This is a genomic window from Micromonospora sp. NBC_01796 (genome assembly GCF_035917455.1).
Taxonomy (GTDB): domain Bacteria; phylum Actinomycetota; class Actinomycetes; order Mycobacteriales; family Micromonosporaceae; genus Micromonospora_G.
The window spans coordinates 3,632,205-3,647,601 of record NZ_CP109078.1 but is presented as its reverse complement, the minus strand read 5'-3'; the positions used below and the strand labels follow the sequence as shown (position 1 = coordinate 3,647,601).

18 protein-coding genes are annotated in these 15,397 nt (G+C 71.7%); 6 read left to right on the top strand and 12 right to left on the bottom strand.

Features of this window, described 5'->3' with window-relative positions:
• Positions 1-39 precede the first annotated feature (39 nt).
• From OIE47_RS16890 to OIE47_RS16850, 9 genes are all read right to left on the bottom strand, one after another.
• Complete coding sequence (locus OIE47_RS16890; protein WP_326563131.1) at positions 40-936, bottom strand: PHP domain-containing protein; 897 nt, start codon at positions 934-936, stop codon at positions 40-42.
• A 106-nt stretch (positions 937-1,042) separates the two neighbouring features.
• Positions 1,043-2,245 (bottom strand): hypothetical protein, encoded by a 1,203-nt coding sequence (locus tag OIE47_RS16885; RefSeq protein WP_326562435.1) that lies wholly within the window; start codon positions 2,243-2,245, stop codon positions 1,043-1,045.
• A gap of 61 nt (positions 2,246-2,306) precedes the next feature.
• Entirely contained in the window at positions 2,307-3,527 is a 1,221-nt protein-coding gene (locus OIE47_RS16880; protein WP_326562434.1) for a hypothetical protein, read from the bottom strand.
• Complete coding sequence (locus OIE47_RS16875; RefSeq protein WP_326562433.1) at positions 3,524-4,255, bottom strand: SigE family RNA polymerase sigma factor; 732 nt, start codon at positions 4,253-4,255, stop codon at positions 3,524-3,526. The genes OIE47_RS16880 and OIE47_RS16875 overlap by 4 nt, the downstream gene beginning before the upstream one ends.
• 138 nt (positions 4,256-4,393) lie before the next feature.
• Positions 4,394-5,269, bottom strand: a complete 876-nt coding sequence (locus OIE47_RS16870; protein ID WP_326562432.1) for a PH domain-containing protein — start codon at positions 5,267-5,269, stop codon at positions 4,394-4,396.
• A 6-nt stretch (positions 5,270-5,275) separates the two neighbouring features.
• Positions 5,276-5,452, bottom strand: coding sequence for a hypothetical protein (locus OIE47_RS16865; RefSeq protein ID WP_326563356.1), 177 nt, complete (start codon positions 5,450-5,452; stop codon positions 5,276-5,278).
• A 103-nt stretch (positions 5,453-5,555) separates the two neighbouring features.
• Entirely contained in the window at positions 5,556-6,239 is a 684-nt protein-coding gene (locus OIE47_RS16860) for a DUF6758 family protein (RefSeq protein WP_326563130.1), read from the bottom strand.
• A gap of 89 nt (positions 6,240-6,328) precedes the next feature.
• Positions 6,329-6,973 (bottom strand): TrmH family RNA methyltransferase, encoded by a 645-nt coding sequence (locus tag OIE47_RS16855; RefSeq protein ID WP_326562431.1) that lies wholly within the window; start codon positions 6,971-6,973, stop codon positions 6,329-6,331.
• Positions 6,974-7,026: 53 nt separating this feature from the next.
• Positions 7,027-7,665, bottom strand: coding sequence for a hypothetical protein (locus OIE47_RS16850; protein ID WP_326562430.1), 639 nt, complete (start codon positions 7,663-7,665; stop codon positions 7,027-7,029).
• A gap of 605 nt (positions 7,666-8,270) precedes the next feature.
• Between OIE47_RS16850 and trxA the strand changes: the two genes are divergently transcribed.
• Entirely contained in the window at positions 8,271-8,633 is a 363-nt protein-coding gene (trxA, locus tag OIE47_RS16845) for a thioredoxin (protein WP_326562429.1), read from the top strand.
• Positions 8,634-8,730: 97 nt separating this feature from the next.
• Here trxA and OIE47_RS16840 read toward each other — a convergent pair whose 3' ends face one another.
• The 3 genes from OIE47_RS16840 to OIE47_RS16830 form a co-directional block, all read right to left on the bottom strand.
• Positions 8,731-9,135: a thiol-disulfide oxidoreductase DCC family protein gene (locus tag OIE47_RS16840; protein ID WP_326562428.1), complete on the bottom strand. Its 405-nt coding sequence runs from the start codon at positions 9,133-9,135 to the stop codon at positions 8,731-8,733.
• 84 nt (positions 9,136-9,219) lie between these two features.
• Complete coding sequence (locus OIE47_RS16835; protein WP_326563129.1) at positions 9,220-9,978, bottom strand: sugar phosphate isomerase/epimerase family protein; 759 nt, start codon at positions 9,976-9,978, stop codon at positions 9,220-9,222.
• Between the two features lie 56 nt (positions 9,979-10,034).
• Positions 10,035-11,213, bottom strand: coding sequence for a Gfo/Idh/MocA family protein (locus OIE47_RS16830; protein ID WP_326562427.1), 1,179 nt, complete (start codon positions 11,211-11,213; stop codon positions 10,035-10,037).
• 216 nt (positions 11,214-11,429) lie between these two features.
• Here OIE47_RS16830 and OIE47_RS16825 point away from each other — a divergent pair, with 216 nt between their 5' ends.
• The 5 genes from OIE47_RS16825 (at position 11,430) to OIE47_RS16805 (ending at position 15,395) form a co-directional block, all read left to right on the top strand.
• Positions 11,430-12,452 carry a LacI family DNA-binding transcriptional regulator gene (locus tag OIE47_RS16825; protein ID WP_326562426.1) on the top strand — a complete coding sequence of 341 codons (1,023 nt, stop codon included), beginning with the start codon at positions 11,430-11,432 and terminating at the stop codon, positions 12,450-12,452.
• Positions 12,453-12,509: 57 nt separating this feature from the next.
• On the top strand, positions 12,510-13,556 hold the full coding sequence (locus tag OIE47_RS16820; protein WP_326562425.1) for an Rv2578c family radical SAM protein: 1,047 nt from the start codon (positions 12,510-12,512) through the stop codon (positions 13,554-13,556).
• 72 nt (positions 13,557-13,628) lie between these two features.
• Positions 13,629-14,036, top strand: coding sequence for a CoA-binding protein (locus OIE47_RS16815; RefSeq protein WP_326562424.1), 408 nt, complete (start codon positions 13,629-13,631; stop codon positions 14,034-14,036).
• A gap of 75 nt (positions 14,037-14,111) precedes the next feature.
• Positions 14,112-14,792, top strand: a complete 681-nt coding sequence (locus OIE47_RS16810; RefSeq protein WP_326562423.1) for a TetR/AcrR family transcriptional regulator — start codon at positions 14,112-14,114, stop codon at positions 14,790-14,792.
• Between the two features lie 99 nt (positions 14,793-14,891).
• Positions 14,892-15,395, top strand: a complete 504-nt coding sequence (locus tag OIE47_RS16805) for a DUF4190 domain-containing protein (protein ID WP_326562422.1) — start codon at positions 14,892-14,894, stop codon at positions 15,393-15,395.
• The last annotated feature ends 2 nt before the right edge of the window (positions 15,396-15,397 follow it).

Below are 15,397 nucleotides of genomic sequence, written 5' to 3'. Positions count from 1 at the left end.
ATCGCCACCGATCAGGACGAAGCAGCCAGCGGGTACCGATCAGGACGAAGAAACCACGGGTACGCCGCTCGCCTCCGCCACGATCCGCTCGTACGCCGGGACCGACGTGGTGAACGCGCCCAGCCGTACGGTCTTGTGCTCGCCGTGGAAGTCCGACGAACCCGTCACCACCAGCCCCAGCTCGGCCGCGAGCCGGCGTACGTGCGCCTGCTCGGTCGGCGAGTGATCCTCGTGATCGGCTTCCAGCCCGAACAGCCCGGCGGCGGCCAGGTCGACGATCAACGAGTCCGGCACCACCTCGCCGCGCCGGGTGGCCCGGGGGTGGGCGAAGACCGGCACCCCGCCCGCCTCGCGGACCAGCCGGATCGCGTGGAAGACGTCCAGGTCGTCCTTTGGTGCCCGGTAACGCCAGCCGAGCCACCGGGGCTGGAACGCCTCGCTGGTGGTGCCGACCAGGCCGGCCCGGATCAGCGCCTGCGCGATGTGCGGTCGGCCGACCGTCCCGCCGGCCGCCCGTGCCTGGATGTCGGACCAGTCGACGTCGATCCCGTCGGCCCGCAGCGACTCGACGATCCGCTCGGCACGTACCTCACGGGCGGCCCGGATCCGGGTCAGCTCGGCGACCAGTTCCGGGGAGTCCGGGTCGAAGAGGTACGCGAGCAGGTGCAGGGCGATCGAGGGCTCGGTGCCGTACCAGCGGCAGGAGAGCTCGGCTCCGCGTACCAGGGTCAGGCCCGGCGGTAGTGCCGCGACCGCGGGCGCCCAGCCGATGGTGGTGTCGTGGTCGGTGATGGCCACCGTGTCGAGCCCGGCGTCTGCCGCGGCCCGCATCAGCTCGGCCGGGGTGAGGGTGCCGTCGCTGGCCGTCGAGTGGGCGTGCAGGTCGATCCGGGCGTCCGGACCGGGCGTGGGCAGGGGGTTCGGTGCGGACGCGATCACTGGTACCAGGCTACCGTCCGCCCGGACGTCCCCGGCCGGGCACCCGAACCGGCAACAACCGCCCCCCCGGTCGGTCGCCTGAACCGGCACCGCCCGGCACCGGTCAACCGGTGGCGCCGGAGACCACCAGGAGCCGGTCGTTCGTCCCGGTTTCGGGCACCGGAAGCCGGTCGACGACCGGGTCGGGGCCGGGCACCCGGTCCGGGGTGACCCGGAGCAGTCGGCCCTGGTCCCCGGCGTGCAGCAGGATCCCGCCGGCGGTCCAGGCCACCGGGCCGGCCAGCCTCGGCCCGGCCGCGCGGATCACCGGCGCCGACCCGAACACGGTGCTCAGGTCGATCACCAGGGCGAGTTCGGCCGTCGCGTTCCCGGCACCGGCGGTGTCGCCGAACCAGTGTTCGAACACCCCGTTGGCGACCAGCCAGCGGCCGTCCGGGGAGATCGTGCCGCGCCCGCCGGGGGCGAGCGGCAGCGCACAGGTCACCCTGATCGGGGCCAGTTCCCGGGCCGCGTCCAGCAGGGCCAGGCAGGGGCGGTCGCCGTCCGCCGCCGGCAACTGCCCGACCACGGTACGGCCGTCCGGCAGCGGTCCGTAGATGGTGATCGCCGGATCCCCGCCGGACCTCCGGTACGCGCCCCGGTCCGGCCACCACAGGTCGTACTGCTCGTCCGCACCGACCGTACGCCGCCGGAGCAGCACGGCGGCACCGACGAAGCCGGCGGGTACGACCCGCTCCGGTGCGTCCGTGCGCCGGACCGGGCCGAGCCGCCCCTGCTCGACCGGGGCGAGGAGGAGTTGGCCGCCGGCCCGCCAGGCGACCCGCCGCCCGTCCGGTGCCACCACCGCCGCCCGTACGTCGGTCAGCAGCGGCGACGGCGGTCCGGTGTTCGGGACGTACCAGAGGGTGGAGCGGCCGGGCGGGTGCGCCCCGACGACCAGCCAACCGCCCGGGGTTCGGCTCGCCTGCACCACGGGTCCGACCGCGGCGAGGTCGACCAGTTCACCGGTGACCGTACGCAGACCGGCCGGGACCACCACGTCGACCGGCAGGGCCAGGGTGCCGGGCCGGACGACGCTCGACGGGTCCCCGATCGGCAGCACGGCCACCCCGGCGAGTACGCCGACCAGCGCGACGGTCGCGGCACCCGCGACGGCGTTACGTCTGCGGCGGATTCTCCGGCCCCGCAGCCGTACGGTCGCGCTCAACTCGTCGGCGCGACCCCGGTCTCGGTACGCGGCCACGGGCGGCGGATCGGCGGCTCCCGGCGCGGTGCCGGCCCGCTCGGCCAGACACTCGCGCAGCACACGTTCGAGCCTGCCCGGGGTCACACTGGTTGGACGCCCCGACCCGGATCCCGGGTTGTCGTCACCGGTCGGTCGGCACCGAGGTCGGCGTGGGCGGTGGCTGGGCGGTGGTGTTCGTCGGGGCCGGCTGGGCGGCGGTCAGCTTCGGCACGAACTGCCACTGCGCGCTGACCCCGGCCGGCAGCGGCACGACCCGCTGGGTGCCGTCGGCCCGGCACAGGACCACACCCCGGTCGTCGGCGGTGAGCAGGGTCCGGTCGTCGGCCCAGGCCGGCGGGACCGTGGTACGGACCGGACAGGCGACCGTCTCGGTCCGCCCGGCCACCGCCCCGCCCAGGTCGACCAGGCGTACGTCGTCCGCCCGGCTTTCCGCGAGCCAGGCGCCGTCCGGGGTGGTCCGGTCGCCGGTGGTGCCGCGTTCCAGGTCCAGCGCGCAGGTGCCGGTCCGCTCGACCGCCAGGCCGTTGCCGGTCGGGCGGAGTTCGGCCAGGCAGGGCTGCTGCTCACCGGTCCCGCTCACCAGCCCGCGCAGGACGCCGCCGTGGGGACCGTAGATCGCGGTGACGTCGGTGTTCCAGTTGGGCTGGTGGGGCCGCGCGGGATCGAGGACGTCGAAGCCGCCGGAGTCGGAGGTCACCACCACCGACCGGTCGAGGAACCCCACCGGTGAGGTGCCGGTCGGCACGTCGACCCTGGTCCGTACGGCGAGTCCGGTATCGCTGACCCGGGCCACGTAGAGCGCGGTCTCGATGACGAAGGCGAGCTGGTCCCCGCCGGGGCTCAGCACCCACCGGTCCCGGTTGCCGCTGAGCGAGATCGAACTGCCGTCCGTACGCAGGAACCGGATACCGCCCGCCCCGCCGTACACCCAGCCGGTGGGGACCCGGTAGATCCGGGTCACCGTGCCGACCCCGGCCAGCGGGAGCGACCGGCCGTCGGTGGTCCAGAGCCGGTCGCCGGCCCACAGGTCCAGGCCGATGCCGGTGTCGGTGGTGGGGCGGGGCTCGACCGGTGGGCCGGTGGGTTCGGCGTCGGGTTGGCCGTTGAAGGCGATCACCGGGTTCTCCCGGCCGCCGTTGCCGCCGGAGAGGTCCCGCAGCGACACGATCCCGCCGACGGTGACCAGCATCGCCAGCGCGGCGGCGACCGAGGAGGCCGCTGTCCGGCGGCGGCGGGCCGCGCGTCCGCGACGGATCGCGACGGCGGCCGGATCGTTGATCGAGGGCAACGACTGGGTCCGGTCGGCGAACATGGCCCGCAGTGAGTCTTCGAGCATCGTCATCGACCCTCCGCCCGGGCCGCCGGGCCCGCCGGTGCCGAGGCACCCGGAACCGCCGGCACCGGCAGTCGGGCCGCCGGTGCGGTGCGCGGCACGGCCGGCACCCGGCGCGGCGCGGGTGCGGGCGCCTCGGACCGCGCGGCGGGCGGCTGCGGGTCGGTCCGGGCCGCGTCCGGTCCGGCGGCAGCGGTACGGGCGGTGATCGCCGCTTCCGTGCCGAGTGCCGCCTCCGCTCCGGCTTCCGCACCGAGTCGCCGGCGCAGCGTGTTGAGCGCCCGGAAGGTCTGACTCTTCACCGTGCCGGGCGAGATGTTGAGCATCGCGGCGGTCTGCGCCTCGGTCATGTCCTCGTAGAAACGGAGCACCAGGACCGCCCGCTGCCGGGCCGGGAGGGTCCGTACGTGCCGCCAGAGGGCGTCCCGTTCGAGCTGCTCCTCGATCTGGTCCGGGGCCGGCCGCTCGGGCAGCACCTCGGTCGGGCGCTCGCCGTGCCAGCGCCGCCGCCACCAGCTCGTCGCGGTGTTGACCAGCACCCGACGGGCGTACGGCTCGACCGCTTCGATCTCCCCGAGCCGCTTCCAGGCCAGGTACGTCTTGGTCAACGCGGTCTGCAACAGGTCCTCGGCGGTCGCCCAGTCCCCCGCCAGCAGATACGCGGTACGCAGCAGGGCGGCGGATCGGGCCGCGACGAACTCGCGGAACTCCTCTTCCAGGTCTGACCTGGCCGCCACCTGTCGCCTCCCCGAAGCTGTACCAACCGTCAGGCTGTCACAGCCGAGGGCATCGGGTCGACGGCGATCGGGTGCGGGTTCCCTCCGATTTTCGGTTGGAAAGTCCCGCACCCGCCGTAAGCGATTGACCGCTCTGAGTTACGCCCCGTCGTCGGCCTTGGCCTCGTCGGCTTCCTTGCCGAGCCGCGCCTCCACTGCCTGCGGCTCGTACATCTCCTCGACCACACGCAGGTAGAGCTCGTTCGGGTTGGGCAGGTACTTGACCTCGCGCAACGCCTGGTCCTGACCGGCCGACTCCAGCACGAAGGTGCCGTAGTTCAGGGTCCGACCCAGCGGCGACTGCTCGTACTTCATGTCGGTGACCCGGGCCAGGGGCATCATCGCGACCCGCCGGGTGATGATCCCGTTGACCACCATCACCCGCTTGTTGGTCAGGATGAAGCGGTCGAAGAACCAGTCCGCGACCTTCCACGCCACGTACCCCATGACCCCGAGCCAGATCAGCGCCGCGACCAGGGTGAGCCCGGCGATCTGCTGCCCGGCCAGGAAGCCGGAGAGATAACCGAGGACGAAGGTGGCGGCGAGCCCGATCAGTACCGGCGTGGCCAGATAGATCTTGTGTCGCTTCCACTCGCCCCGGTAGCGCTCGGTGGGGAAGAGGTAGCGCGCGACCAGCGCGGTGGGCTCGTCCTCGAGTGGCAGCACCCGACGCGGGCCGAGCGGCATGCCCGAGGCGTCCACCCGGAGTCCGGCCAGCTCCTCTTCGGAGATGTCCGGTGGCCGGTAGCCGGCGTCCGGGTCACGCTCCCAGTTTCTGCCGGAGCGTGACTCGTCGTCGTAACCGGGACCCTCCGGGTAGGGCGGTCCATCCGGATAGGAGGGACTGCCCGCGTAGGGTGAGCCGTCGCCGAGATCGTCGTCGGGTCGGACCCGGGGAATCGGCTCGGTGTCCCGCTCGCGACGCCAGCGTTCGGCATCGTCGGGGTCGGGGGGTGGCCCGGACGGATTGCCCATGCCCGGCTACGCGAAGAGGCTGGCGAAGAAGTCGCTGAAGCCCTGCGCGATATCCATGACGCCGCCGCCCAACGACTTGAAGACGTCGGCGGCCGAGTCAGGTCGGAACGCGATGAAGAAAATTAGGAAGGCGATTCCGCCCCAGGTGAGGACCTTCTTGACCATGACGGGCCATCCCCTCATCGGCGCCGAGTGGCGTCACCGCAACAGCACGTAGCGTATCAGTCAGGTGTCGTACCGTGAATTCCAAGTTTGTGCCATTTTCGGCCCGGCCCGGGATGGTCGTCTAGACCAGACCGTGCAGGTACGGAGATGGCGCGCCGTACACCAGCTCGGGCGGCAACCACTCGGTCAAGTCGTGCAGCACGACATCTTCCGCGAGGAGGTAGCCCGCGCTCGACGGCCAGGTTATCGCATATAGCCACCGTCCCCGAGCTTCGCCGACGTGCGCGCTTCGGTCTGTCGGGGATTTGACCGACCAAAGTGGAGTCGGATGCCCGTCGGCCCGGACCTTCGCATGTGGTGGGTGCTCGGCGTGTCCGGGCAGCTCATCGGTCATGACGTCGGCGAGCAGCGCGCCGGGGTCGAGACCGGCGATCCCGGCGAACCGGGTGCCGAGACCGACGCCGGGTTCCTCGGCCACCAGGACCAGGTCGGCCGGTCCGCCGCCCAGCGGGGCGGGCCCGCTGCACGCCACGGCGGTGGCTCGCACACCCGTACGATCGTCACCGGCCCAGACGGCACCGGTCATCACCCATCCGGGTGGCAACGGCCAGGGGCACCAGAGCGGCATCGGGGAAGCGGCCGGCTCGGGCGTGTCCCTGATCCGGGCGGTCGCGCTCTCCACGATCTCCGGCCCGACGTGCCCGGCCGTGTGCAGTGGTGGCACCGGGCCGCAGTCCGCGCAGCGCCAGTCGGTGTGCATCAGGTCCGGCGGCGCCACCGCACCACCGCACCTCGGACAACTCACCGCAAGACTCACACGAACTACAGTCCACGCCGCAGCACCCCGTAGTCAAGCGAACCGGCCTTTTCGGTCAACTTGCCTCGGAGCGGCGGTCAGTCGGGCGAGCCGGACGAATGCTCTTCCGGTGGCGGAGCGGCATGCGCCCGGACCCAGGCGTGCATGGCGATCCCGCTGGCCACCCCGGCGTTGATCGAGCGGGTCGACCCGTACTGGGCGATGGAGAAGAGTTGGTCGCAGGCGGCACGGGCCGGATCGGACAGCCCCGGCCCCTCCTGCCCGAAGATCAGTACGCACCGGGCCGGCAGGGTGACCGTCTCCAACGGGCGCGAGCCGGGCAGGTTGTCGATCCCGATCACCACAAGGTCGGCCGAGCGCGCCCAGTCGACGAACTGCTCGATCGTCTCGTGGTGCCGGACATGCTGGTACCGGTCGGTCACCATGGCGCCCCGCCGGTTCCACCGCCGCCGCCCGACCACGTGCACCTCGGCCGCGAGGAAGGCGTTGGCGTTGCGTACCACGGTGCCGATGTTGAAGTCGTGCTGCCAGTTCTCGATCGCCACGTGGAAGGTGTGCCGGCGCCGGTCCAGGTCGGCGACGACCGCCTCCTGCCGCCAGTACCGGTAGCGGTCCACCACGTTGCGCCGGTCGCCGTTGGCGAGCAAGTCCGGGTCGTACCGGGGATCGGTCGGGTGGTCACCCCGCCACGGGCCGACGCCGACCTCCGACTCGTCGCCCACCGGGGCCCCACCTTCCACGATCTGCAGAGGGTACGGCCCGCCGGGCGAAGCCCTCAGCGCAGGCCCAGCGCGGTACCGAGCCGGCCGAGGAAACCACCGGAACCGTCGGGCAGCCACTCCCCCGCCGTGCCGAGGTGCCGGTCCACCGGGTGGGCCGCCTGGCGTACCCGGGCGGCCACCGACTGCACCCACTGCCGGTACGCCGCCGAGTCGGCCGGGTCCGCCCGGTCGCCGAGCAGTTCGACCGCCGCGTGGCAGGAGACCAGCAGCCCGGCCAGCCGGTCGTGCCGATCGGCCCGCTGCCCCTCGTTCGGCTCCGTGACGAGCGCTGGCGGGTGGACGGGGGACGGTCTGCCGGCCGCAGCGGAAGGAGAAGGTGGCGCGGAAGGCGGTGCCGGCGGGCGGACTCCGGCGTACAGCGGCGCGTCGTCGGGTTCGGCGTAGATGGCGGCGACCACGGCCCGGACCAGGTCGCTGTCGAACGCCCGCCCGGCGGCGATGCCCTCCAGGCCGGCCAGTCCCTCGAGCACCGCGTGGCGCGGGCTCGCCGGCTGGGGCGAGGTCGCCGCCACCAGCACCCGACCCGGCAGCCGGATGAGCAGTTTCCACTCGTCGGTGGAGTAGGCCATGGTGGGCGCTCGTCCGGTCGGGCGACCGGCGGCCGGCGGCTCACCCGGCGAGGAGTGGTTCATGGGGGACCTCCCGGCGCCAGCATATGACCGCCGGAGCAGAGGTATGAGTCTTGCGGCTCAGAAAACGGCGGACCTCGGCCGTTGGGCAGGGTCGGGCCCCGGATCAGAAACGGAGCCGGACGCAATGAGCGGCGGGGCCCTCCCCGGCACCCGCCGCCCACGCTCTGATAGGAGAGATTCTGCCCGACGACGGCGGTACGCAGAAGAGTCAGAACAGAGACAGAGGTCACAGTTACTTTTTCGCAACACTACTTTACGTGAGAGTTGATGTTGCAGTGACCGATGGTCATCGCCACGATTCCCCCACCTCAGTAGCGTGATCGTCGGATCACCGCAGGTCGCGACGGCGATCGACCTGGAAGCGCTCCCGTCACTTTTAGTAATTAGTTAGTTTTCTTTATTTCGCGGTCCGCGCGAACACCAGAGACCGATCGACGTCGATGGTGCCCGGTACCGGACGCACCGGCCGGATCGGTCCTCTTCACTGGGGTGGATCGGGGTGACCCTGGCCACGCTGGGCGTTTCGCCACGGGGGTACCGGGAATTCCAGTACGGGTGAACAGGTTCTTGCAGTCGTAGGTCTCAACCCGTGAACGGAGAGTTCAATGGCGACCGTTGAGCTGACTTCAGCCAACTTCGACGAGGTGACCAGCTCGGAGGGCACCGTTCTGGTGGACTTCTGGGCAGATTGGTGTGGCCCCTGTAAGCGGTTCGCCCCGGTCTACGAGAACTCGTCCGAGAAGCACCCGGACGTGGTCTTCGGCAAGGTGGACACCGAGGCCCAGCAGGAGATCGCCGCCAAGTTCGAGATCCGCTCGATCCCGACGATCATGGCGGTCCGGGATGGCGTGATCGTCTTCTCCCAGCCCGGCGCGCTCCCCGAGACCGCGCTGGAGTCGCTGATCGAGCAGGTCCAGCAGCTCGACATGGAGGACGTACGCAAGCAGCTCGCCGACCACGAGCACTGACCGGGCGACCAGGGTCGGCGGAGCGCCGTCCCGCCCCGGCACCATCCGCATCCCGGCCGGACACCCCACGGTGTCCGGCCGGTCGCGTTTCGCGGGGTCAGCGGGGGGTGGGGCCGTAGCGCTCCTCGCGGACGGCCTGGGGCAGGGAGCAGGCGGCTGTGCCGCCGGGCATCCGGTGGCGGTTGCGGGCCACCCAGCGGTACGCGGGCCAGGCGAGCGCGCGTACCGGGGGGAGGCGGAGCAGCCGGCCCAACACCCGCCACACCGGCCGGCTGTCACCGAGCAGCCGGGCGATGGCATCGGGACCGGCCGCCCGGACACCGTCCGCGCCAACCCACTGGACGGCGGCATCGCACTCCGCGACGGTCAGGCCGAGCGCGTCGATATCGGTGAACTGCCACGGCAGCACCCGGGCGCGGGTCGGGATGCGACGACTGACGAACTCCGCACACGTGGTGCAGAACGCGCAGTCGCCGTCGTACACGAAGGTGGACCGGTCCATGCGTCCATCCTCCTCCGCCGCGCCGGCTCGGGCCAGGTCATGTCGCGACGATCATGCCCGGCCGCGAGCGGAGCGAGACCGGTCCTATCCGACGGCCGTCAGGTAACCGGAGAGCGTCGCGTCCAGCACCTCCCGGCCCGGACGTGCCCACACCCCGGCGTGGAACACCTCGACCTCGATCGGCCCGGTGAAACCGGTCGCGTCCACCGCCTCCCGGAACCGGCGCAGGTCGACGCAGCCCTCACCGGGCAGACCGCGCCCGAGCAGCACCCCCTCCGGCAGCGGGGTGATCCAGTCGGCGAGCTGGAAGCAGGCGATCCGCCCCTCCCGACCGGCCCGGTCGATCTGCGTCCACACCTGGTCGTCCCACCACAGGTGGTACGTGTCGACCACCACACCGACCGCCTCGGCCGGATGGGGCGCGGCCAGGTCGAGCGCCTGCCCGAGACTGGCCACCACACAACGGTCGGAACAGAACATCGGGTGCAGCGGCTCGATCGCCAGTCGAACCCCGGCGTCGAGCGCGTACGGCACCAGCTCGCCGATCGAGTCGCTGACGTGCGCCCGTGCCCCGTCCAGGTCCCGGCTGCCCTCGGGCAGTCCGCCGGAGACCAGCACCAGCACCGGGGCGCCCAGCGCAGCGGCCTCGTCGATCGCCCGCCGGTTCTCGTCGTACCAGTCGGGGGTGTTGAAGAAACCGCCGCGGCACAGTGAGGTCACCGCGAGCCCGGCGCCCCGAACCAGCGCCGAGGTCTTCGCCACGCCGTAGGCCTGGGTTTCCTCGCGCCAGAGGCCGACCTGGGTGACCCCGGCGTCGACGCAGCCGGCGACGAGGTCCTCCATCGGCCAGTACTTGGTGGTCGCCTGGTTGAGCGAGAACCGGTCGCGCGCGGACTCGCTCACCGGTCGGGCTCGCCGGTCAGCTCGGGGATCTCGATCCGTACGCCGTCACGGGCCGACCGCAGCCCCAGCTCCGCGAGCTGGACGCCACGCGCGCCGGCCCACAGGTCCCAGGTGTACGGCTCGTCCTCGACCACGTGCCGCAGGAACAGCTCCCACTGCGCCTTGAAGCCGTTGTCGAACTCCTCGTTGTCCGGCACCACCTGCCACTGGGACCGGAAGTCCTCGGTGGCCGGCAGGTCCGGGTTCCACACCGGCTTCGGGGTGGTCGCCCGGTGCTGGATCCGGCAGTTGCGCAGCCCGGCCACGGCGCTGCCCTCGGTACCGTCGACCTGGAACTCGACCAGCTCGTCGCGGTAGACCCGGACGCCCCAGGACGAGTTGATCTGGGCCACGATCGGGGTCGCCTGTCCCGGCCGGTTGATCTCGAAGATCCCGTACGCGGCGTCGTCGGCGGTCGCGTCGTACGGCTCGCCGGCCTCGTCCCAGCGCGTCGGGATGTGCGTGGTCGCGTGTGCCGTCACCGCGCTGACCTGGCCGAAGATCTGCTCCAGGACGTAGTGCCAGTGCGGGAACATGTCCACCACGATGCCGCCGCCGTCGGCCGCCCGGTAGTTCCAGGACGGACGCTGCGCCGGCTGCCAGTCGCCCTCGAAGACCCAGTAGCCGAACTCGCCGCGGATGGAGAGGATCCGGCCGAAGAAACCGCCCTTGACCAGCCGGTCGAGCTTGCGCAGGCCGGGCAGGAAGAGTTTGTCCTGGACCACGCCGTGCTTGATGCCGGCGGCATCGGCGAGCCGGGCCAGCTCGACCGCGCCGGAGAGGTCCTCGGCGGTCGGCTTCTCGGTGTAGATGTGCTTGCCGGCCTCGATCGCGAGCCGGAGCGCCTTCTCCCGCTGGGCGGTGACCTGTGAGTCGAAGTAGATCTGCACGTCCGGCCGGGCCAGGGCCGCGGTCAGGTCGGTGGTCCACTCGGTCAGGCCGTGCCGCTCGGCGATCTCCCGGAGCTTGGACTCGCTGCGGCCGACCAGCACGAGTTCGGGCCAGAGCCGGTTGCCGTCGCGCAGCGGCAGCCCGCCCTGTTCGCGGATCGCGAGCAGTGATCGGACCAGGTGCTGCCGGTAGCCCATCCGGCCGGTCACGCCGTTGAGCACGATCCCGATCGTGGTACGGGCCATGCCGTTGCCTCCTCAGGCTGTCGCGGTCGATCCAGCTAACTGTTCGATCCGGGGGGTACGGGGTACGGGACACGCCAGCGAGCGCCAGGTAAGCGCTTTCCCGCGCACGTTACTGGTCCGAACCCGGATTCGGCAAGGGCTTTCCTTCCGGCCGGACGGGCTCGCGCTATCCTCACTCGCAGCCGGCTTCAGGGCGGCCGGGGAGAGGTCGGATCGATGGCCACCTTGGCAGATGTGGCGCGCCGGGCGGGAGTCTCTCCCGCGACCGCGTCCAGAATCATCAACGGCAGCGCAAAACCGGTCACCGACGCGCTCCGGGAGCGGGTGTTGGCGGCGGTCGAGGAACTCCAGTACGTCCCGAACGCGCACGCCCAACTACTCGCCCGCAACCACCGCTCCGCCGTCGGCGTCATCGTCCACGACGTCTCCGACCCCTACTTCGCCGAAATCACCCGCGGACTCCAACGCGTCGCCACCGAACACGGCCGACTCGTCATCATCTGCAACACCTACCGCGACCCCGACAAAGAACTCGAATACGTCGAACTCCTCCGCGCCCACCAAGCCGCCGCCATCATCCTCGCCGGCAGCGGCCACCACAACGAAACCTTCACCAACACCCTCGACGCCAAACTCCGCGTCTACCAAGCCACCGGCGGACACATCGCCGTCATCGGCCGCCACGAACACACCGGCCACGCCGTCATCCCCGCCAACGAAACCGGCGGCTACCTCATCGGCACCGAACTCTACGCACTCGGCCACACCCACCTCGGCGTCATCGCCGGCCCCAAACACCTCACCACCACCACCGACCGCCTCACCGGCCTCCGCCACGCCGCCCGCGACCACGGCCACAAACTCCCCACCCGCAACATCGCCTACGCCGACTTCGACCGCACCGGCGGCGCCACCGCCACCGCCCACCTCCTCGACACCCAACCCCACCTCACCGCCATCGCCGCCCTCAACGACACCATGGCCATCGGCGCCCTCGCCCTCCTACGCACCCGAGGCATCAAAGTCCCCCACGACATCAGCATCACCGGCTTCGACGACATGCCCATCGCCCGCGACGTCACCCCCACCCTCACCACCGTCCGCCTCCCCCTCGCCGACATGGGCGCCCGCGCCATGACCCTCGCCCTCCAGGAACCCGACCCGGCCCACCACCACCAGGTCGAACACGTACCGGCCGAACTGATCCGCCGGGAGAGCACCGCGCCGCCGCCCGCCTAGCCACACCCGCGCGAGCCGACTTGCGCGACCACTCGAACGCGTGTTCGAATCAGGGCCATGCGCTGGGAAAACCTGTCCTTCGCCGCAGTCGGGGCCGGGACGACCGAACCGGCGGCACCGGCGGCACCACCCCTGCCGCTGGCGCTGCCCGACGCGGTCGCCCGGACCTTCGACACCCCCGGCTTCGCCGGGATGACCTTCTACGAGGTACGCGCGAAGTCGATCATCAACCGGGTGCCCGGCGCCTCCCGAGTGCCCTTCGAATGGACGGTCAACCCCTACCGGGGCTGCTCGCACCGGTGCGTCTACTGCTTCGCCCGGAACACCCACACGTACCTCGACCTGGACGCGGGGCAGGACTTCGACAGCAAGGTGATCGTCAAGGTCAACGCCGGTGAGCTGGTCCGACGCGAGTTGAGTGCGCCGAAGTGGCGCGGCGACCACATCGCGATGGGCACCAACGTCGACTGCTACCAGCGGGCCGAGGGGCGATACCAACTCATGCCGCAGATCATCTCGGCACTGCGCGACTTCGCCAACCCGTTCTCGATCCTCACCAAGGGCACCCTGCTCCTGCGGGACCTGCCGTTGCTCCGGCAGGCCGCGACGGTGACCCGGGTCGGCGTGTCGTACTCGGTGGGTTTCGTGGACGAGGCACTGTGGCGCACGGTCGAGGCCGGCACCCCGAGCCCGCAGCGCCGGCTCGACGCGGTCCGGCAACTGACCGACGCCGGGTTCCCGGTCGGCGTACTGATGGCCCCGATCCTGCCCGGCCTCACCGACACCGACGACTCGATCGAGGCGACCGTCGCCGCCATCGCCGCCGCCGGCGCGGTCAGCGTCACCCCGCTCCCGCTGCACCTGCGACCCGGCGCACGCGAGTGGTACGCGGCCTGGCTGGCCCGCGAACACCCCGCCCTGGTGCCCCGCTACCGGGAACTGTTCGGCAACGGCTCCTACCTCCCGCAGAGCTACCAGCGGGAGATCGTGGCCCGGGTCAGGATGGCCGCCCGGCGGTACGGCCTGCTCCGCTCCGAACCCGGCGAGACCCGCCAGGTGCCGGCGTCGGAACCACCCGTCACCGAGCAGCTCACCCTGCTGTGATCTTCGGCCCCGGCCTGCGGGAAGGGCCGTCGGGACCGGTCGACGGACACCGGGCGGAGCTACAGTCGCCTGGTGCGAGATGCCCAACGGATCCTGGCCGACGCGAAGGTCATCGCGGTGGTCGGTGCCGCCCGCGACCCCAACAAGGCGGCTCACCGCGTACCGCTCCAGATGCAGCGGTACGGCTGGCGGATCATCCCGGTCAATCCGTACGCGGACGAGCTGTTCGGGGAGAAGGTCTACCGGTCACTGGGCAACATCCCGCACCCGGTCGACCTGGTCGACGTGTTCCGGCCGGCCCGGGACACCGTGGAGGTGGTCCGGTCGGCGATCGCGATCGGCGCCCCGGCGGTCTGGTTGCAACTCGGGATCGTCTCGGCCGAGTCGCGCCGGCTGGCCGAGGAGGCCGGCATCGACTACGTCGAGGACCGATGTCTGGTGATCGAGCGGGCGCACGGGAACCTGAGCCTCCTGCCCTGAAGGGCCCCGCTGTCCTGACCGCCCCCGCCGTCGACCGCCGTCTACGTCGTACGCGTACGACGTAGACTTGGTCGCGTGGTAGCCACCCGGAGAGACCCAGCGGTGCACCGGGGGCTCGACCCCGACAAGCTCGTGACCAGTGCGTTGGCCATCGCCGACGCCGACGGGCTGAGCGCGGTCACCATCCGGCGCCTGGCCCAGCAGCACGACGTCACGCCGATGGCCCTCTACCGGCACTTCCGGGACAAGGACGAACTGTTCGCCGCGCTCGCCGAGCGGTTGCTCGCCGGTGTCGAGCTGCCCGAACCCGACGACCGGCCGTGGGACGAGCAGCTCCGCGACGTACTCGCCGCGTTCGTGGCCGCGCTGCGCCCCCACCCGAACGTCGCCGAACTCACCCTCACCCGGATCCTGACCTCGGCGCCCGGTCTGGCGCTGGCCGAACGGACCCTCGCGCTGCTGCAACTGACCGGGCTCGACCTCGACCAGTCCGCGCGGATCGGCCGGCAGGTGCTCTGCTCGCTGGTCACCCTGGTCAGCACCGAACCGGGTGCCGAGGAGCACGGCGCCCCGGAGGCCCGCGACGACGCCATCCACGCCAAGCGCACCGCCCTCGCCGCCCTGCCGCCGCGCCGGTACCCGTACGTTGTGGCCGCCGCCGACGTGCTCATCTGCGACGACAGCAGCGACGACTACTACCGGCTCGGACTCGATCTGGCCGTCGCCGGCATCCGCGGAGTGTCACCGACCGGCTGACCGGGCGGGCGACGGACGCGGTCCGGGCGCCCAGTCGCCCCAACCGCCGCGCACGGACTCGCTGGTCAAGTAGCGTCCGGGGCGAGGAGGGCGATTGGTATGAGCTACCCACCACCGGGCGAGAACCCCGATCCCCACCAGCCGTACGGCCCCCCGCCCGGCGACCCCGACCCGTACGGCCAGCAGCCCGGCCAGTACGGCCCTCCCGAGCAGTACGGCCAGTACGGCCAGTACGGCCAACCCGGCCAGTACGGCCCTCCCGAGCAGTACGGCCAGTACGGCCAACCCGGCCAGCCGGGGCAGTACGGGCAACCCGGCCTGTACGGGCCGGGGGGCTACCCGCCCGGTTACGGGCCGCCGACCGGCACGAACGTACCGGCGATCCTGTCGCTGGTGTTCGCCATCATCTTCCCGCCGGCCGGGATCGTGCTCGGACACGTCGCCCGCAGGCAGATCAGGCGGACCGGGGAACAGGGCGGCAGCCTCGCCCTCGCCGGCCTGATACTCAGCTACGTTCTCACCGCGTTCTGGCTGCTCTTCTGCTGCGGGTGGCTGGCACTGGCGATCTGGGGCGGCGACGACGGGGTCGGCACCGCCGGCTGACC

Excerpts from the sequence above, each read along its gene's own strand:
- OIE47_RS16880 (WP_326562434.1), bottom strand. The coding sequence starts at position 3,527 with ATGACGATGCTCGAAGACTCACTGCGGGCCATGTTCGCCGACCGGACC.
- OIE47_RS16870 (WP_326562432.1), bottom strand. The coding sequence starts at position 5,269 with ATGGGCAATCCGTCCGGGCCACCCCCCGACCCCGACGATGCCGAACGC.
- OIE47_RS16865 (WP_326563356.1), bottom strand. The coding sequence starts at position 5,452 with ATGAGGGGATGGCCCGTCATGGTCAAGAAGGTCCTCACCTGGGGCGGA.
- OIE47_RS16850 (WP_326562430.1), bottom strand. The coding sequence starts at position 7,665 with ATGAACCACTCCTCGCCGGGTGAGCCGCCGGCCGCCGGTCGCCCGACC.
- trxA (WP_326562429.1), top strand. The coding sequence starts at position 8,271 with ATGGCGACCGTTGAGCTGACTTCAGCCAACTTCGACGAGGTGACCAGC.
- OIE47_RS16840 (WP_326562428.1), bottom strand. The coding sequence starts at position 9,135 with ATGGACCGGTCCACCTTCGTGTACGACGGCGACTGCGCGTTCTGCACC.
- OIE47_RS16835 (WP_326563129.1), bottom strand. The coding sequence starts at position 9,978 with ATGGAGGACCTCGTCGCCGGCTGCGTCGACGCCGGGGTCACCCAGGTC.
- OIE47_RS16830 (WP_326562427.1), bottom strand. The coding sequence starts at position 11,213 with ATGGCCCGTACCACGATCGGGATCGTGCTCAACGGCGTGACCGGCCGG.
- OIE47_RS16825 (WP_326562426.1), top strand. The coding sequence starts at position 11,430 with ATGGCCACCTTGGCAGATGTGGCGCGCCGGGCGGGAGTCTCTCCCGCG.
- OIE47_RS16820 (WP_326562425.1), top strand. The coding sequence starts at position 12,510 with ATGCGCTGGGAAAACCTGTCCTTCGCCGCAGTCGGGGCCGGGACGACC.
- OIE47_RS16805 (WP_326562422.1), top strand. The coding sequence starts at position 14,892 with ATGAGCTACCCACCACCGGGCGAGAACCCCGATCCCCACCAGCCGTAC.